Origin of the sequence: Paenibacillus sp. EKM10P (assembly GCF_011800655.1) — a bacterium.
GTDB classification, from domain to species: Bacteria; Bacillota; Bacilli; order Paenibacillales; family Paenibacillaceae; genus Paenibacillus; species Paenibacillus polymyxa.
In genome coordinates this window covers 204,961-222,461 of record NZ_JAALET010000001.1, presented here as the reverse complement: position 1 = coordinate 222,461, position 17,501 = coordinate 204,961, and the positions used below count along the sequence as shown (strand labels likewise).

Annotated in this window: 10 protein-coding genes; 1 reads left to right on the top strand and 9 read right to left on the bottom strand. The window is 45.3% G+C overall.

Annotated features, from left to right (window positions below; all coding sequences use genetic code 11):
- Positions 1-7: 7 nt before the first annotated feature.
- From HFE01_RS00890 to HFE01_RS00870, 5 genes are read right to left on the bottom strand one after another with little or no spacing between them, the layout of a single operon-like run.
- A complete protein-coding gene (locus tag HFE01_RS00890) occupies positions 8-1,156 on the bottom strand; it encodes an archaeosine biosynthesis radical SAM protein RaSEA (RefSeq protein ID WP_016821281.1) in 1,149 nt (382 codons plus the stop codon).
- Positions 1,157-1,158: 2 nt separating this feature from the next.
- Positions 1,159-2,565, bottom strand: coding sequence for a condensation domain-containing protein (locus HFE01_RS00885; RefSeq protein ID WP_107734052.1), 1,407 nt, complete (start codon positions 2,563-2,565; stop codon positions 1,159-1,161).
- Positions 2,566-2,577: 12 nt separating this feature from the next.
- Complete coding sequence (locus HFE01_RS00880) at positions 2,578-3,609, bottom strand: class I SAM-dependent methyltransferase (protein WP_107734053.1); 1,032 nt, start codon at positions 3,607-3,609, stop codon at positions 2,578-2,580.
- Positions 3,606-6,521, bottom strand: coding sequence for an excinuclease ABC subunit UvrA (uvrA, locus tag HFE01_RS00875; RefSeq protein WP_107734054.1), 2,916 nt, complete (start codon positions 6,519-6,521; stop codon positions 3,606-3,608). Before uvrA ends, HFE01_RS00880 begins: the two co-directional genes overlap by 4 nt.
- A gap of 39 nt (positions 6,522-6,560) precedes the next feature.
- Positions 6,561-9,650, bottom strand: a complete 3,090-nt coding sequence (locus HFE01_RS00870) for a cyclic peptide export ABC transporter (RefSeq protein WP_243208113.1) — start codon at positions 9,648-9,650, stop codon at positions 6,561-6,563.
- Positions 9,651-10,240: 590 nt separating this feature from the next.
- Between HFE01_RS00870 and HFE01_RS00865 the strand changes: the two genes are divergently transcribed.
- Positions 10,241-14,731 (top strand): non-ribosomal peptide synthetase, encoded by a 4,491-nt coding sequence (locus HFE01_RS00865; protein WP_107734056.1) that lies wholly within the window; start codon positions 10,241-10,243, stop codon positions 14,729-14,731.
- A 179-nt stretch (positions 14,732-14,910) separates the two neighbouring features.
- Here the strand turns inward: HFE01_RS00865 and HFE01_RS00860 are convergent, their stop codons facing one another.
- The 4 genes from HFE01_RS00860 to HFE01_RS00845 all read right to left on the bottom strand — a co-directional run bounded on the left by HFE01_RS00860 (position 14,911) and on the right by HFE01_RS00845 (position 17,497).
- Entirely contained in the window at positions 14,911-15,876 is a 966-nt protein-coding gene (locus HFE01_RS00860; protein ID WP_107734057.1) for a glycoside hydrolase family 25 protein, read from the bottom strand.
- A 152-nt stretch (positions 15,877-16,028) separates the two neighbouring features.
- Positions 16,029-16,475: a phage holin family protein gene (locus HFE01_RS00855; protein WP_016821295.1), complete on the bottom strand. Its 447-nt coding sequence runs from the start codon at positions 16,473-16,475 to the stop codon at positions 16,029-16,031.
- Between the two features lie 85 nt (positions 16,476-16,560).
- Positions 16,561-16,827 carry a hypothetical protein gene (locus HFE01_RS00850; RefSeq protein ID WP_107734058.1) on the bottom strand — a complete coding sequence of 89 codons (267 nt, stop codon included), beginning with the start codon at positions 16,825-16,827 and terminating at the stop codon, positions 16,561-16,563.
- Positions 16,828-16,885: 58 nt separating this feature from the next.
- On the bottom strand, positions 16,886-17,497 hold the full coding sequence (locus HFE01_RS00845; protein WP_107734059.1) for a hypothetical protein: 612 nt from the start codon (positions 17,495-17,497) through the stop codon (positions 16,886-16,888).
- Positions 17,498-17,501 lie beyond the last annotated feature (4 nt).

Here is a 17,501-nt window from a genome sequence, read left to right as displayed (position 1 = left end):
TGGTGGACTACTTGATTAATTCACTATTTAAAATACTCAATCTCTCCTCAAAAGGAGGATGCACGTGCTTCAATTCTTTCTCCCATTCCGCCTTGCAGCTGCAATCCAGATGCTCCAGAACGCTTGGATCAAGAGTGTGATTATACTCCTTCAACGCCTCCATCACTCGATCACTGCATTGCGGGCAATTGTAAGGCACCCCGACAGGAGAAGGATAAAATTGGAATAATCCGACGATGATCTTCCCCAAATGCGCCGTCCGTTTTACCACCTCAACGATGCTCCAGAGCCATGCCGGTTTATAGGCCTCTTGATCACTTAAATACTGAACCAGTGTATAATCCTGTACGGTACAGCTTTCCAGTGAAACAGTCGTCGTACCGATCTCAAAAGCATGTTCAATCGTTTGTACGGCATGCTCGATAGCCTCTTGTTCCGTAATAAAAGGCGGCTTCAGCAACACATAGCTGCGTAAATTTAGCTCCTGAGTCACCAAGCGGGCGGCCTTGTCAAATTGTTTTAATGAAAAGCCCTTGTTTATGCATACATACCGCAAAAAATCATCAATCATTTCGAGTCCCATGGCGACTTCCACATGCTTATCCGGTAAAAGGCGCTTAATTTCCGCCATATTTTCCTTCGTTACAAACTCGGGTCTGGTTTCAATAACCAGCATTTTGATTTCGGGCTTTTCCCCAACCATGCGTATGATCTCCCACAATGCTTCAGCTGGAACTTCATTGTCGTTGAGGATGGAGCCGTTATTATACAGATTGAGTAAAGGATATTTGGTAAAATCAATCCGATTGAACTCCTTCCGAAATTGCTCCAAATAATAATGGGCGGATAGAGGGCCGTCTTTGCGCGTTTGCTTGGCTAAATGACCGCACATGGTGCAGCCGTTTCCATTTTTCAGAGCCCACTCGCATCCGTTCGACATTAAATACATGACTGCGCGTTGGTAGTTTTTCCCTTGAAAGTTTTCCTCACGAATATCCGTTTCTGTCGCTACTTTGTCCAAATGATACTGTTCATCCGGAATTTTGGCGTGAATTTCCTTCATTAAATTAGCAATGAGTCGGTAATAGTGGGCAGTTTCCTTCGTAGTCATCCATTGATAGGAATCCATTTGTTCCCAGTCCTTCGGCTTTCTCATCTTCATACACCCCTTTTCAAAGTATCCGGGCTATAATCAAATTCAATCGCCCAGACCTCTTGCAGTCCCTTTTCCATCTCCGTCAAGGAGTGAATATCCTGAATAGCACAATCTCTTTCTGTAACCATCAGCCTGAGCAAAGCGACATAACGTTCACATAAGAGTTCTATTGTCGATGTTTCATATGTTGAAGGCTGATACAACATTTGGATGGCTGTTTGCTCCTTTTGATGAATACTCACTAGAAGTGAATAATCCGTTACGCTATGCCCGGCAAAGGATTCCAAGGTCAATTCACTTTGTCGATTGATCTCCAGCGGATAATTTTCAATCACGAGCAATGTATCAAATAGAGGCTCTGTGCTTCTGAAATTTCCGTAAGACTGTATATCCACAAGCGGTGTTGTTTCGTAAGGCTGCCTCGCTATACTCGCTTGCTGAACATCGAGCAGCGCTTGTTGCAGCGTATCGCTATTCCCAGACTGCAACCGCATAGGAACCGTGTTCATCAGAAGACCTACCATTCGTTCAATTCCAGGCAAGCTGCTGGAGCGGCCAGATACTGTTGTGCCGAAAAGCACGTCTTGCCGACCGCTAACCCTTTGTAGCAGAACGCCCCAAGCCGCTGTAAAAAGGGTACCTATCGTTACCGATTCTTCCTTCGCGACAACTTCCAACTCACTCACCAGATCTGGCGGCAATATATACGATTCGCAAGCCGTATCGCTTATTTTTGGGGCAGAAGTGGTATTAAGCAGGTACAGGGGCTGAGCTTCATATCCAGCCAGATAAGCTTGCCAAAATGCCTTGCTTCCGCTCTTATCCTGCTTTCCAAGCCATTTCACGTACTCTCGGAAATGCGGCTTGCTTATCTTTTCCGGTTCTCGGCCTGCACGCAGCGTATGATATGCGCGGATAAACTCACCCAGCACAATGCCATTACTCCAGCCATCCATCACGATATGATGGTTGCTGACCATCATGATATGACGATCATGCATTAGCCTAAACACTGTAATCCGCAGTAGTGGACCCTCGGACAGGTCAAATCCTACAGCACGGTCCGCCGCGCGCAGTTCCTGTATTATCGTCTCTTGCTCCATCTCCTCCATTTCTGTGAGGTCATGGAAAGCGAAAGATAGTACGCGTCCTTTTAGGATAATCTGAACCGGGTTCTGGATCTTTTCCCAGCGGAATACGCTTCTCAGCACTTCATGCTGTTGAATCGTCCATTTCCACGCCTCACAGCAGACAGACAGATCAAGTTGGCCACGTAGCGTGTAGCTGTATTGTTCAAAATAAGCTCCTGTGTCCTTGTCCCGCAAATAGTGGTAGAGCATCCCTTCCTGCATGGGAGTCAAACCAATAACATCCTCCACACGTGTTTTGTTCAATGGACGGTGGCTCATGGTTGTTCCCCCTTACATTTGAATGATAGTGCCAATCCCATATGCGAATAGTCCCTCTTGCGGGTGACGGATAAACGGTTCTCGACAGCCTGTTGGGTCTACAAATTCCTGAAAGGACGGATAACTTTGTTTCACTTCGTCCCAAAAAACACCAACATCGTATCCTCTTCCCCACGTCTCAGGTCGCATGCTGATATCATGAAAAGCAATCATGCCGCCCGGTGCCACCAGCTCTTGATACATGCGGAAATCCGAACTCACACCACCGTAGGAATGATCTCCATCAATAAATAGAAGGTCAATCTGGCGATTTCCCAGAACCTTTTTCAAATCCTGTTTGGTCGAGCAGTGAAATGAACGATCGCGAATAAAAGAAAACTGCTGTTTCGCGCTGCCGAAACTGGAGTAAAGCTGCACCTCATTGTCATCCTGACCGCCTCCATACGGTCCACCCGGATAATCAATACTGACGAGCAGGGCTTCCGGGTCGGCCAGTTGGCTTAAGCAATAAAATACGCCGCCGCTGGCTGTCCCGATCTCAACGACTGTTTTAGGCTTTTGGAGCTTCACGACCTCCAGAAAACGACGCAGCTCATAGGGATTCTGAATGGCTGGAAAAACAGGTACATGCTCAGCGACCTGCTCCAAAATAGCTCTTAACCGGATGGATTGCGGACTGGTTACGTCCTCTTTAAGATTTTCCGGGGAAAGAAGTTCAAACAACTCGGGCACGATAACCTTAGCCAAGAGTCCTTCTACATCAGGTTCATCTTCCCCGTCCACTAACCAGGCTTCCGGCAACTTAGGAAGCTTGTCCTCTGCATTCTCTCCTTTTTCAATGGCTGCTTTGAAGTGACTCGCCTGCTCCCGTGTTAGCTTCACATACCCAGGCTTCCACGCATGAATGAGCAGAAAATCACCTTTCACCTTGATATGATCCAAGCCAAACTTGTGCACCCATGGCAGATCGTTGTATCGCTTTTGCAAATAATAATTTAAGGGGCCTGTCGGAAGAATTCGTAAATGGTCCAATCTGTTACTCATGCTCTCACCTCGTCCTCGTTGAAATCCATCCCGACATTACGCAAAAATGAGCCGGTATGGGAATGCACACAGGCTGCAACCTGCTCAGGGGTTCCAGCCACCACCAGCTGTCCACCTCTGGTCCCTCCTTCGGGACCAAGATCCAACACATAATCTGCCGTTTTGATCAAATGTAGATTATGTTCAATGATGAGGACGGTATTACCCTCATCTACGAGCTGTTGAAGGATGGTTAGCAGGCGCTGGATGTCGTCAGGATGCAAGCCTGTGGTCGGTTCATCCAAGATGTATAACTGGCTGCGCACCTTTTTTAACTGACCTAGCTCCTCCACCAGCTTAATACGCTGGGCTTCCCCGCCAGATAATGTCGTTGCAGACTGACCCAGCTTCATATAACCAAGACCCAGTTGGTTCATAAGCTTCAGCTTGCTGTAAATAACAGGCTGGTCAGCAAAGAAAACTGCAGCTTCTTCAATACTCATCTCCAATACATCCGCAATATTCTTCTCTTGATATGTAATGGCCAGTATATCTTCGCTGTAGCGTCTGCCCCGGCACGTCTCGCACATCATTTCAACGTCAGACATAAACTGCATTTCAGTGACGATCACCCCGAGTCCTGAACAAACTTCACAGCGTCCACCCGGTGAATTGAAGCTAAAATGTGCATCCTTCCGTTGCAGCTGTCTGGCTCTTTCAGTCCTGGCAAACAACTTACGGATAGCGTCAAACACCCCCACATAGGTAGCCGGAGTGGATCGCGATGTTCGTCCAATTGGCTTCTGATCGATACAAATCACCTGATCAATCGACGCTTCTCCTTTCATCTCTACATCGTGCTTCAGATATGCAGGCTTACCATCCAGGTGAGCACGCAATTTTTCATATATAACGTTATGAACCAGCGTGGTTTTCCCTGATCCGGATACCCCTGTGACACAAACCAAGCAACCGAGCGGTATGCGTATGTTCAGGTTCTGTAGATTATTCTCCCTCGCTCCCAGCACCTCCAGATACTTCCCGTCACGAGCCTTTCTCCGCCTTGAGGGCAATGGAATACCTCGCCGGCCGGCCAAATATTGTCCCGTCAAAGAATTGGGATTGCTCATGACTTGTTCCACCGTCCCCTGTGCCACAATTTCACCACCGAGCGCTCCTGCACCAGGTCCAATATCCACAAGATAATCCGCTTGGGCCATAATCTCTTCATCATGTTCGACGACCAAGATGGTGTTTCCCAAATCCCGTAGCCTGTGAAGCATGGCTATCATTTTGCCGGTATCCTTCGGGTGCAATCCGACACTGGGTTCATCCAAAATGTAGATCATCCCCATCAGTCCTGAACTTAGTTGAGTCGTTAAGCGTATGCGCTGCGATTCACCACCCGAGAGCATCGTCACCGGACGGTTCAGACTTAAGTAGTCCAGTCCCATGTCGAGCAGCAACGCCAGACGAGTCTTCATTTCCTGTAAAATAGGCTGTGCGACAGCCGCAAGACTCTGGAAAAATCGGGGGGCCGTTCGCAGTAGTTCATCGCAGTATGCATGCAGCTCAACTAACGGCATATTCGAAAAATCACGGATCGTTTGATCCCCTACACGATACAGAAGACGTTCTGCCTTCAAACGGGCTCCTCCGCAGCTCGGACACACTTGTTCTCTCATGACTTCCTTATCTTCCGCTTTCATGGCGCTCATTTCGTCCTTGGCATTAGCGTTGAAGCGCTCATAAATGAGATTTACAATGCCTGCAAATTTTTCATGCATCGGCTTGCCACCTGTAGCAGGGTTCTCAATGGCAATCTTTTCTCCTTGAGTACCGTATAGCACAGCGTGTAACGCCTCATCCGGCAGGTCTTTTACCGCCGTATTCAGGTCAAAATGATACCGGGTCGCCAGTCCCTCTAAAATTTTTCGATTTTTATGAAATTTCTCTTTCTCGCATTGCCAGCCAAGCAGGTGGATCGCTCCTTCGGCCACACTTTTGGATCGATCAGGAATCACACGTTCGAGATTCACTTCATAATGTGTGCCAAGTCCTGTACATGTCGGACAAGCACCCAGAGGACTATTGGATGAAAAAGCTCCTGCCGAGATTTCACTGACCATCATTCCGCAACGGCAACACCCGGAGTTTGGAGTACATGCAGATCGTTTATCGACCATAGGTCGAATTTGCATCCATCCGTCTCCCACATCCAGCGCCTTGTCTACCAGAACTTGAATATCTTTGACTTGCTCCACGGAATTTGAAATCGTCACTCGACCAACCAGTACCTCCAGCCGGTTGTACTCTTTTCCTAGGTGTACTACCTGTGGAGACATGCTGGAGAACAAAACTTCTGCTTGCTGTACATCCAGCAATTTTTGGTTCCAATTTAACTGGGTATAGCCCTTTTTTCGTATTTCCTTCAGCAACGCTACAGGCCCGCCATGTGGCATGGAAAGAATTGGCGCATATACGTCAATAGATGTATCAGATGGATATTGGAGCACCTGCTCTGTGATTTTCTTTCTGCTTTGAACAGGCAATGCTTCCTGGCAATAGGGACAAACGGCCTGACTTGTTCGTGAAAACAATAACCGCACATAAGAAGAAAGCTCGGTCAATGTTCCCACCGTAGACCTTGGGTTCCGCGACAACGTCTTTTGCTCCATCGCAATTGCCGGAGACAGTCCTTCGATCAAGTCCACATCCGCATCTTCCGTTTTTCGCAAGCCCATTCGCTCATATGCGGACAGCGACTCCATTAAGCGTCGCCGTCCTTCTGCATATAGTGTATTGAACACTAGTGACGATTTCCCTGAGCCGCTTACTCCCGTGAAGACGACCAATTGATCACGCGGAATCCGCAAAGAGATATTTTTCAGGTTATGCTGTCTGGCGCCTTTGACAACAATGTAGTTTTGCATGTTTAAGCCCACACTTTTTTATAAATTTGAATGGATTGGTTATGAGCCACTAACTTCAGCACTCAGTACTTCCAGCTCCTTCATCTGTCCCATTTCCATCTTCAGCAGGCGGTCTGCGGTATGAAAATAATGGTCATCATGCGTGATGGCGAACACAATTTTGCCTGCCGCCTTCATTTCAGGCAGAAGTGTATGATAAAAGAACTTTCGGAACTCTGGATCTTGATCCGCAGCCCATTCGTCAAACAAATATACAGGTCGATTCTCCAGATAACAGATCAATAGCGCAAGCCGCTTCCGCTGGCCGCCAGAAAGCTTGAGCGTGCTGAAATATCCATCCTTAACCGTTACTTTATCCTCCAATCCCAGCCTTTTCAGATAACGCTCAATGTCAGATTGCTTTTCCTTATAATCAATGTCGTACAAACGCTCAAACAAATGGAAATCAGAGAACACGGTGGAGAAATACTCGCCCGAGGTACGTGGGTCAATGACTTCTCCATTGATCGTGATGTTTCCCGTTTGTGGCGGGTAAAGAGCGGTCATTAGCTTGGCAAGCGTTGTTTTACCACTGCCGTTGCCGCCTGTAATAAAAATGATCTGTCCTTTAGCGGCCTCCAGTGTAATAGGTCCGACCACAAAGCTGGACTCTCCAGTCACGTTGCTGTACTCAAAGCTAAGATTGTGAAAACCAATGCGTTCCACAGCAACCTCTTCATCTACCCCACTCGCAGTATCATGTACTTCTCCACTGTCATTAGTTGGCATTTCCGCAATAAAGGTTTTAATTCTTCGCCATGAGGTCCGAATCTGGAACAACTCCGGCACAGCCTGCAACAAGCCGTTGATCGGTCCAATCAAATAAAGAAACACGACAACAAATTGAATTAATGTATAATCCTTTATGTTCGGGAAAATCGTCGGGAACACAAAGGTTACTACACCTAAAATTAAAATCAACAGCGTTTCGCCCAGCACCAGCGCATTGGTAAATTTAATACGGGACACCGAGCGTTTTTGCCGATACTGTTCACAGCTATCCTGAATATCGCTCCCGAACTCCGCCTTTTTGCGACCATGCATACTAAGCTCTTTAAAGCCTTTGAGCATGTGATCGATAAATCCCAAATATACGTTTTGAGTATCCCTCGCCTCTTCCCAATAACGGTTAGCTGTACCGCTGACAAGGCTATAAAATGCGGCAATCACCGCAATCACGACCAGTGAGAGAATTGTTCCCCAAAACGAAATCGTACCGAGATAAACAAAGCAGCAGATGACAGTCAGCAAGCTGGTTGCGAATCCGACCGCCACATTAGCCGAGAAACCGACCATCTCCGTATCATTATTTAAAGTGGCTAAAATTTTGCCATTGTCCATGCGCTCTAATTTGTCATAAGAGCTGTGTAGCACTCGTTGAATGAGTTCCATCCGTTTTCGATAAATCATGTTATAGGTGATCTTCACTAATTTGGTTTCAATCAGCTTGCGGCCGAAAATATATACTGCCAGCGCCAGCCCGAAATAATACAGCAGGTATTTGAGCGGAATCTCGCTGCCAATCGAGAAATTGACGATAAAAATGACAAAGGCATTCGCCGCACCGCTCAGCAAGCTCATCATCACCAACAAAGGAAGCGAACGTCTAGTTTCATCTGCGTTAGGGAAAAGCGTACCCAGCACCAAGTAGACAAAGCTCAAGAGCAATCCTAGGCCCAAGGCCCCGATCGCAAACGGAAAGCTAAACGGAGACCAGACAATCGCGGTTGTCCAGGAAACCCCCTGCATCGCAGTAGGAACCAGATAAACTCCATACAAAAACGGTGTACTGCAAAGTAAAAACACCAGCCATGTAAGCAGCTTTTTTGGATTCAAAGACTTATAAACACGTTGTTTGCGGATGATGTCCCGTACAACTGTAATCAGCAGAACTCCTACAGCCAGCACATAACATGCCAGCATAATCGTAATGACGGACCATGCATTATCTGTTTTCTGATCCGGCTCATACGGAGACACAGGTTGACGATCTCGTAAAATATCCATCAGACCGTGACCCGTAATATACGTTAAAGTGGTACCGTTATTCGCCATGATCCCTACAGCGAGCTGATCTTGAGGGCGAAAAACCATATATGCAGAAAAATTCGGATTTAAACCCGCCTTCGACACCTCTCCATTTCCGCTTTGATAATCAGCCCAGCCCATAGCATAAGACGACATATCAAACTTGCTGGGAGCTACAGTGCGGTCAGGCGCATGCGTTTCCATAATTAATGGAGTCATGGGAGATTTCAGGCTGCCCAGTTGATACTTGAGCCAGGTAGCGAGGTCATTACCGTCCATCATGATATAACCAGCAGGACGATTTCCCCTAAAGACAGGGGATTGATATTCACGTGCTTGAAAAAAGCCGTTCTTGTAGCCTGTTGCCAGTGTGGGTGCGGCTTCTGTGGGGTAAAGAGTGGTCTTATGCAGACCCAATGGCTGAAAAATATGGGCCTTCATATAATCTTCGTAAGGCTGCCCTGTGACCTTTTGAATGACAGCTCCCACGATGGCATAGTTAATGGTGGCATATTCAAAGCGTTCGCCAGGACGGTTATGTAATTCTAAGCCATTCACATTCCTCACGACCTGTTCGAGTGAATCGACGCGGTTGGAGATCGGAATGTCGGTAATCGTATACCATGGAATGCCGCTGGAGTGGTGTAGCAACTGTCGTAGTGTAATCTCGACATTTTGGTGTTTGTACTTGGCTTGGAACCATGGAAAATACTTCGAAACAGGATCATCCAGCTTCAACAAACCCTGCTGCTGTAGCTGCAGTACGGCAAGTGCTGTGAATCCTTTAGAACAAGAGGCAATTTCAAAGCTTGTCTCAGGTGTAACAGGAGCTTGCTTGTCCACATTTGCATACCCAAAACTTTTGAGGTAAGCCGTTTCTTTTCCCCGAACCACCACTACTGTCATTCCGGGGATATGACCTTCCTGCATTTTCTCATGAATAAATGCTTCTAGACGTTGAGTCGTGGCTTGATCCAAACCTGCTGCGGCTTCCGCGTGATTAGGCAGAATACATGCTGCCACTAAAGCGAAAATCAGAATAACCGCTGCCATTTTTCTCATGATCATCTTTTTACATTCCATAATCGCTCCAGCTTTCTTTGTAATATGTAATCAAAGCATGCTTGACCAATATATGTAAGACTAATTATCTAGTAATTATATAAAAACACTAGGATAAATAGTATTCAAAATGAAGCATTCAATATGGCGTATAAATATGCGTAATTTTATATTTATTTTATGGATATTTAAGCAATTTATAATGAATATATATTAAATAGGAATGGGTTTATGTGACGAAAAATCGGGAGATTACCAGGTATTGATCTTAATTCGGAGAGTCAATTGCCAAAAATACGTAATAAACTAATAATTATCAATTTAATTGAATTTGTATTAACACCTTAACATTTCATCCCGTTCGGATGTAGTGAGTTAATTCACACTTTTTCGAAATTCCCTAGTAAACCTACAAAAACCTTTTAAAGGGAACTCGTATGTTTAAATTGGTATACAATTGTCGAAAATCCGTTTTATTTTCCTCATAAAAATACAATTTTTCTGCTTGATTGTTTTTATTTGGTCGGATAGCATCATTTTTATGTAGACTCTACGTTTTTCAAAATCTGCATGTATAAGGAGGCTAATGTATGTTCTATGCATTGACGCATGCTCAAAAAAGAATTTGGTATAACGAAAAAATACATGGCACGACAGCCATGCATAATCTGACCGGACTAGTACGCATTCAAAAGGAACTCGAGCTTGGTGCACTGGAGAATGCGATTCAGCTCTTCATTTCCAAAACTGAAGGCCTCCGTATCCGGATCGAAGAGCAAGATGGAGAACCCGTACAATACGTTAAGCCCTATGAAAAGGAGAATATCGAATATCTTGATTTTAGTCATGAGACTGATCCTTTACAGCATTTTGAACAATGGCTGAAGGTCGTGAGCGGACAAGCGATGCCTCTGTTGAACTCCAAACTATATTCTTTTGTTATCTTTCGGCTGGGACCTGATGATGTTGGTTATTTGGGTAAATTTCATCATATTATTGCGGACGGTTGGGCTTTACATATCGTGTCGGAACGAATTTCGCAGTATTATACTCTACTAGTCAACCACCGTCCTCTCCCTGCTGATGAAGAATATTCCTACATACCTATCATTGATCAAGAACAAGCCTATCTAGCATCTGAACGTTTTATCAAAAATAAAATGTTCTGGAATGAAAAGTTTCAAACCTTACCTGATATGATACCCATCAACAAAAGTAAAGATATTTCGGCCGTTCGCTCATCCTTTGCCATCGATAGCGAAACCTCTCGCATCATCCAGAATTTTATCCAAAGCTCCAAGCTTTCTGTAAATGTGTTATTCGTATCCGCCCTTCTGCTTTACATCTACCGAACGACTCAAGAAACCGATGTAGTCATCGGGACACCTGTCCTGAACAGATCAGGAAAAAAGCAAAAAAATACGTTTGGCATGTTCACCAGCACAATGCCGTTTCGTATCCAAGTGGATGAAGCTTTAGATGCCTACTCCTGGATGAAGCAGGTGGGAACAGAGCTAATGAATTTTTACTTTCATCAAAAATATCCGTATGATCTTCTGGCTGGTGATTTGGAGCTTGCCCAAAAAGGATATGACGGCCTGTTTGATATGTGTGTTAATTATTACAATATGAAATTTAGTCCCCAATTTGATGGATGCCCCTATGAAGTTCAGGAGGTATTCAGTGGTTATCAGCCTTATGCCCTGCAGTTGGTTATACGTGATTGGGAGGGGAGCGGAAAAATTACGCTGGATTTTGACTATAGAGTGAAGGCTTTCAGCGAGATGCAGATTGCCAAAATGTTTGAGCATCTCATGCATATGATTCGCGAGATGATCGAGCAGCCATACACTCCGATTGCGGAAATTGAAATGCTGTCTACGCAGGAACACAATGAGCTAATCTATGAGCTGAATCAAACTCACTCCCCCTATCCTTCGTCCCTAACCATTACTCAGTTATTTGAACAGCAGGTCGTTGAAAAAGCTAATGAAATTGTCTGTTACTTTGAAGAGCAAACGTTAACCTATCGTGAGTTAAACGAACGAGCTAACCAACTGGCGAGGTTTTTAAAAAGTAGGGGGATTGGCCAAGAGAGTATCGTCGGAATCATGGCGGGGCATTCGTTTGAACTTATCATTTCGATCTTAGCTGTATTGAAATCAGGCGGGGCCTACCTGCCGATAGATCCACACTATCCAGCTGACCGTGTTAGCTTTATGCTGGAGGATTCCGGGGCTGCCTTGCTGCTCACCGACGCACCATTGGATGATGATATCTCTTTTTCCAAAGAAGCCTATCGTATGGATGATGCATCCCTGTACGATGGTGATGACTCCAATCTGGAGCCGAAAATCGGATCGGACCAGCTCGCTTATGTCATTTATACCTCTGGTTCCACAGGCAAGCCTAAAGGAGTTGCAGTCCACCACAAGGGACTTGTGAATTACATATATTGGGCGAATAAAACCTACTTTACCGCCGCACGTGAGGTCTTTGCCTGTTATTCGTCAATAGCCTTTGACTTGACCGTCACTTCCATATTCACCCCATTAATCAGCGGTCATGCCATGAGCCTCTACAGGGATGACGATTACAGCGAATTTGTATTGTTTCGCATTCTGAAAGACCAGCGTACAACCATTGTGAAGCTTACTCCCGCCCATTTGTCCCTTCTTCAAGAGTCGAATATTCGTACATCGAACGTCCGCAAATTCATTGTAGGTGGAGAAGATTTCAAAGTCAGTCTTGCCCGGAACGTTCATGACATATTTGGTGGTAATGTTACTCTGTACAATGAGTACGGACCGACAGAAACTGTTGTAGGCTGCATGATCCATATTTATGATGCGAACCGAGATATCCGAAGATCCGTTCCTATCGGCGTACCTTCTGATAACGTGGCTATATATGTGCTGGATGCGTACTTAAAGCCTGTTCCTATGCAGGTAAAAGGAGAAATTTACATTTCCGGTCCCGGAGTGGCGAGAGGATATTTGAATAGACCTGAACTCACAAAAGAAAGATTTCTCGATAATCCTTTTGTTCCAGGAGAACGAATGTATAAAACCGGAGACTTGGGAATACGGCTGGAAAATGGCCTGATTGAATACCTTGGCCGGAAAGATCACCAAGTCAAAATCAAAGGCTTTCGTATCGAACTGGGCGAAATTGAAGGTGCGTTATCTTCATATCATGGTATCCAGCATGCTGTTGTCAATGTGGTGGAATCGGATGAAGATAATAGTCAGCCTATGTTATATGCCTATTATGTATCAGATGCTACTGTCTCTCCCGAGCTTCTTAAGCATTATTTACATGCTTGTCTTCCCCATTATATGGTGCCAAACCATATACTCAGGCTGGATACCGTCCCACTTACGTCAAACGGTAAGGTCGACAAGCGAAAACTTCCTGTACCAGACTTGTCCTCTGGATTAACGAGCATATATGAGGAAGCTCATAATGAGGTTGAAAATATTCTCGTACAGGTTTGGGGAGAGCTATTCCAGATGGTTAACATAGGTATCCATGATAATTTCTTCGCACTGGGCGGAGACTCTATTAAGGCGATCCAAATGACATCCAAATTAAATAACTATGATCTGGAGATAGGCGTACAGGATATTTTAGCGCATCCCAATATTGCGGAGCTTGCTCATTATACACGTCCAAAGCGTCAGCTATACGATTCAGCGCCAGCCAGCGGAGAAATTCTGCCCACTCCTATCTCCAGTTGGTTTATGGCGCAGACATTTTACAATCCTCATCACTATAATCAATCGATCATGCTTCTGCTGAAAAACGAAATGGATCGTTCCGCTTTGGAAAAGGCCTTTCAGAAGGTGATCGAGCATCACGATGCTTTAAGGATGAGCCTGGAGCCTGATGGCAAGTTATTTTATAATCCAGAACTGGCCACCGTCTCGTTCAAGCTGGATTGTTACGATATGATGCATATTTCAGCCGAGGCCCGGCAACATGAATTCAATAACCTGGTGCATAACCTGCAATCCGGTTTCGATCTGTCCCACCGTCTTCCTATCCGCGCAGTTCTATTCGATCACGGACAGGAAACTCGGGAACTGTTCATCACTGCCCATCATCTGGTTGTAGACGGAGTTTCCTGGAGAATTATATTGGAGGATTTATTGAATGCATACCATGCTATAAAAGAAGATGAGGAGGTAAATTTCCCAAGAAAAACAGCCTCAGTTCAAGCCTTTGCCAAGGAGCTGTACCACTATTCTACGACTACGGATCTACAGAAAGAGCAAGATTTTTGGCATGAAATGGAGGGAGGCAGTCGTCATTTTCCAGCATCCATCACATGCCTACCATCCGCTGCCGTAAACTATGCTTCATGCGCTGTGGTTGAAGAACATCTGTCTCCTGTCCAAACATACAAACTGCTTCATGAGATGCCTCAGACTTACCGTACCGAACCTGTAGATTTACTGCTGGCTGCCTTGGCGCTAAGTGTCAAGGAATGGATCGGATTGGACGATTTCACTTATGAGGTTGAGCATCACGGAAGGAGTGTAGATCACATAGATGTATCCAGAACGGTTGGCTGGTTTACTGCGTTATATCCCTTACGTATTCAAATGCCGGGCACAGAAATAGGCAGTATCCTTGCATATGTCAAGGAACTGCGAAGACGTGTTCCCCATCAGGGTATAGGTTATGGCATCTTAAAATATATGCTAGGGGCTATTGAAAAGCATACAGACATTCGTCCTATACGCTTCAATTATTTGGGCCAGTTCGATCACGAAAGTCAAAGTTCAGACTATGTATATAGGCATACTATAGACAATCAAAATGTAGACAACGCCAATCATCTAACAGCCGCTATCGAAGTTAACTGCCTGGTTGTTAACGACCAATTGGTGATCGATATGATGTACAGCACAGAAATGTTTGAAGAAGAAAGTATAACTGAATTTATGCATATGTATGTCCAAGCAATCATTCGGATCATTGATTTTACCGTTCGTCAGCAGAATGTTCATTTCACTCCTTCGGACTTTGAAACCGTTCAGATTAGTCAGGAGGATATTGAATTACTTTTCGAGTAAAGAAGCATTTTCCATTTACCTTTTTTGGGATTCAGCCTATTCAGAGATCCTAAAAAACATCACTAAACCATAAGGGCAGGCGGCTGCATTTAACCGCCTGTCTATTTAGGCTTCGCTCGTAGTTTCTTTACTCATTTCATATAAAAGTGGGATGGGCAGTGTATAAGTTCTTTCGAAGATCATTTGTCTTTTTTAAACACACCCAGACGGTTCAACACGACCAGTAAGCGATAAAAATCATAACTGCTTGGCAGTTTCGCATCCACAATCGGGCTTGCCGGATTAACTGCAACAGCAGCACCCACCGCTTCCTTGGCCCAGGCCGGTACAGGCATCGCCTGACGCGCCTCCAGTTCAGCTACTCGCTGATCCACCTTTTTAATATACGCGCTCTGTTCATTTAAAGTTTGCTTGAGCACATCTTTGCTGTTTTCAAGGGCGTCTATCTGCTGCTGCAGGGCCTTAAATGCCGCTTTTTCCTCTGCTGTCATTGGCTCATCCCTCTCTTCTCCTGCAAATGCTTGGCGTAGCTCGGCCTCTGTTCCGGCATATACATTCAGATCCACAGGCCCTTGAATGCCATCAACCCGTCCACTATCGCTGTATTGCCAGAAATCCCAGCGCTTCCATGCTGTGGTATCACTAGGGAGTCGTGTACTATAACGTGCAATCCACAGATTATAACTACCCAGCGGGTCTTTAAAATGGGCAGCAAAAGCATTGCCCGTATATACCATCGGCTTGCGGCCGCTTACTCGTTCAAATTCCGTCAAAAATGCCAGCGCAACCTCATGAATCGCGGCCGAGCTAAGCTTTCCCGGATTGTTTTCATAATCCATCACCGCTGGTAAGCCGAGCGCTTTCGCGCCTCCCACCTGATCCAGTACCTCGGCGAAATGTCTGGCTTCCGCTTTAGCTGCGTTTACACTGGTTGCATCTACAAAATGGTAAGCTCCCAGCAGAAGCCCGGCTGCCTTGATCCCTTTTGCATTCGTGATAAATGTTGGATCAACGTAACGCTGTCCTTGACTTGCTTTAATAAATGCAAACGATTTACCATCGGCTCGTACGCGTTTCCAATCAATCGTTCCCTGATATCGGGACACGTCAATGCCTTCGGCAGCATTAGGGATGCGATTTTGCATAAGGCGCTCCCTCCTTGTCATTCATAATGTTGTAGCACTCTGTATCTGTTATATATGCTTGGACCAAGGAAACGGTTTAGGCTTTTCCACTTTTACGCCGAAAAAGGGCGATAAGGTAGTCTTCCTTTTTTGTAATGGCAACAGTCAGCACTTTATAAAGCTTTATTTTGCTTGTCAGAAGGATCGGTTGGCTTTATTTTTTCCCCACTCGACTTGGACTCAAAAATGGCGACCGCATTCCGCAAAATATCCGGCATCGGCACTCCCATTCTGCCCACATTTTCTATAATAGACAACAGCTCGTTCGCTAAATAAAAGAAAACGACGGCATCCCGGAAATAGTGTGCATCCCCGAGAATACCGTCGATTAGATGGGCTACCGTAATGAGCAAAAACACGGTAACCTTGCGAAAAATACCGTAATATCCTTGGCGGCTTTTCAGCTCCCCATTAATCCAGGCCGCTGCCCATCCGGTGAAAAAGTCGATCACGACCATCCACCACAGCAACGTCAACATTGTAGTCCACCCCCCGAAAAAATAACCGATCAAGGTCCCCGTGGAAAACCCCAGCCAAATCTGATCGATCTTTTCATGCATATTTGTTCCCCCTTTTGAACCTAGGTGTAAAATGAATGCCCTTGGTTAATCCAAGGGCATTCAACCATTATTTTTGTTTTGTTCTCTATACTGTTTTCTTGCGGAAAATAGAGTTATACCATTTAACCGTTTCTTCCTGTTCATTCGGAGCATCGGTTGATGATGAATCATCTACGTTATCCGGTACTAGATCGGAACGAGTGGATAAAATAATCTTCATTACGTGTTCCCGCTGTTCTTCATTTAAAGCGTAGCTTCCCATGATCGTTACTATATCACCTTCTCCACGATCATAGCGGGTGATGCAAGCATGAGCACAAATACGCATTTGAGCCTCTGTTAAAGCTGCCATGGTTATGACTTCACCTCTTTTTACAAAGATTGCTGTTACATATAATCGTTAGCACACGTTATTTTCCTATGCCACCAAGCATGAGCTGGCTCAACGTCACTTCAAGATCTGCAATGCGCTGCTTCAGTTGATCTGTCTCGCTTGGCTGTTGCTCCGCTTTTTGAGTCAGTTCCTTAATTTCTTCCTCACTCAATCCTTCACTCCAGAACGTCGCCGGGTCTCTTCGTTCTGGGGTCTTAAAAGTGGGAGCAGGATATATAGGTTCATCTCCACGCTCGTTTTCCGGCTTATTTCGCCATTCATCATACTGCTCCTGAAATAAAGCTTGGGATTCGTTGTTCAACTGATCAAAAGCCTTTTGCGCTTCTAACAGATTTTTTGCATATTCTGCTTCGTAGACCAGCCAACCTTGGATGTCAAATCGAGGATGGTATAGACCTGGTGGTACTGGAATCCCTACTGTATAACCAGCAGGGGTGCTTTCTGAATTGATTACATCTATTGTACTAGAGCTACTGTCAGCAAGCCGATGAGTGTCTAGTTGCTGGTTTGTATCAGATAGCGTAGGCGAAGATGGAGTATAAAAAGGGACGACACCTGAAAAGGCATCGTCCACCAGCTCGTCCTCTAGATAGAGGCCGTTTGTATTTACTTTAGGTACTGCTTTCATTTGT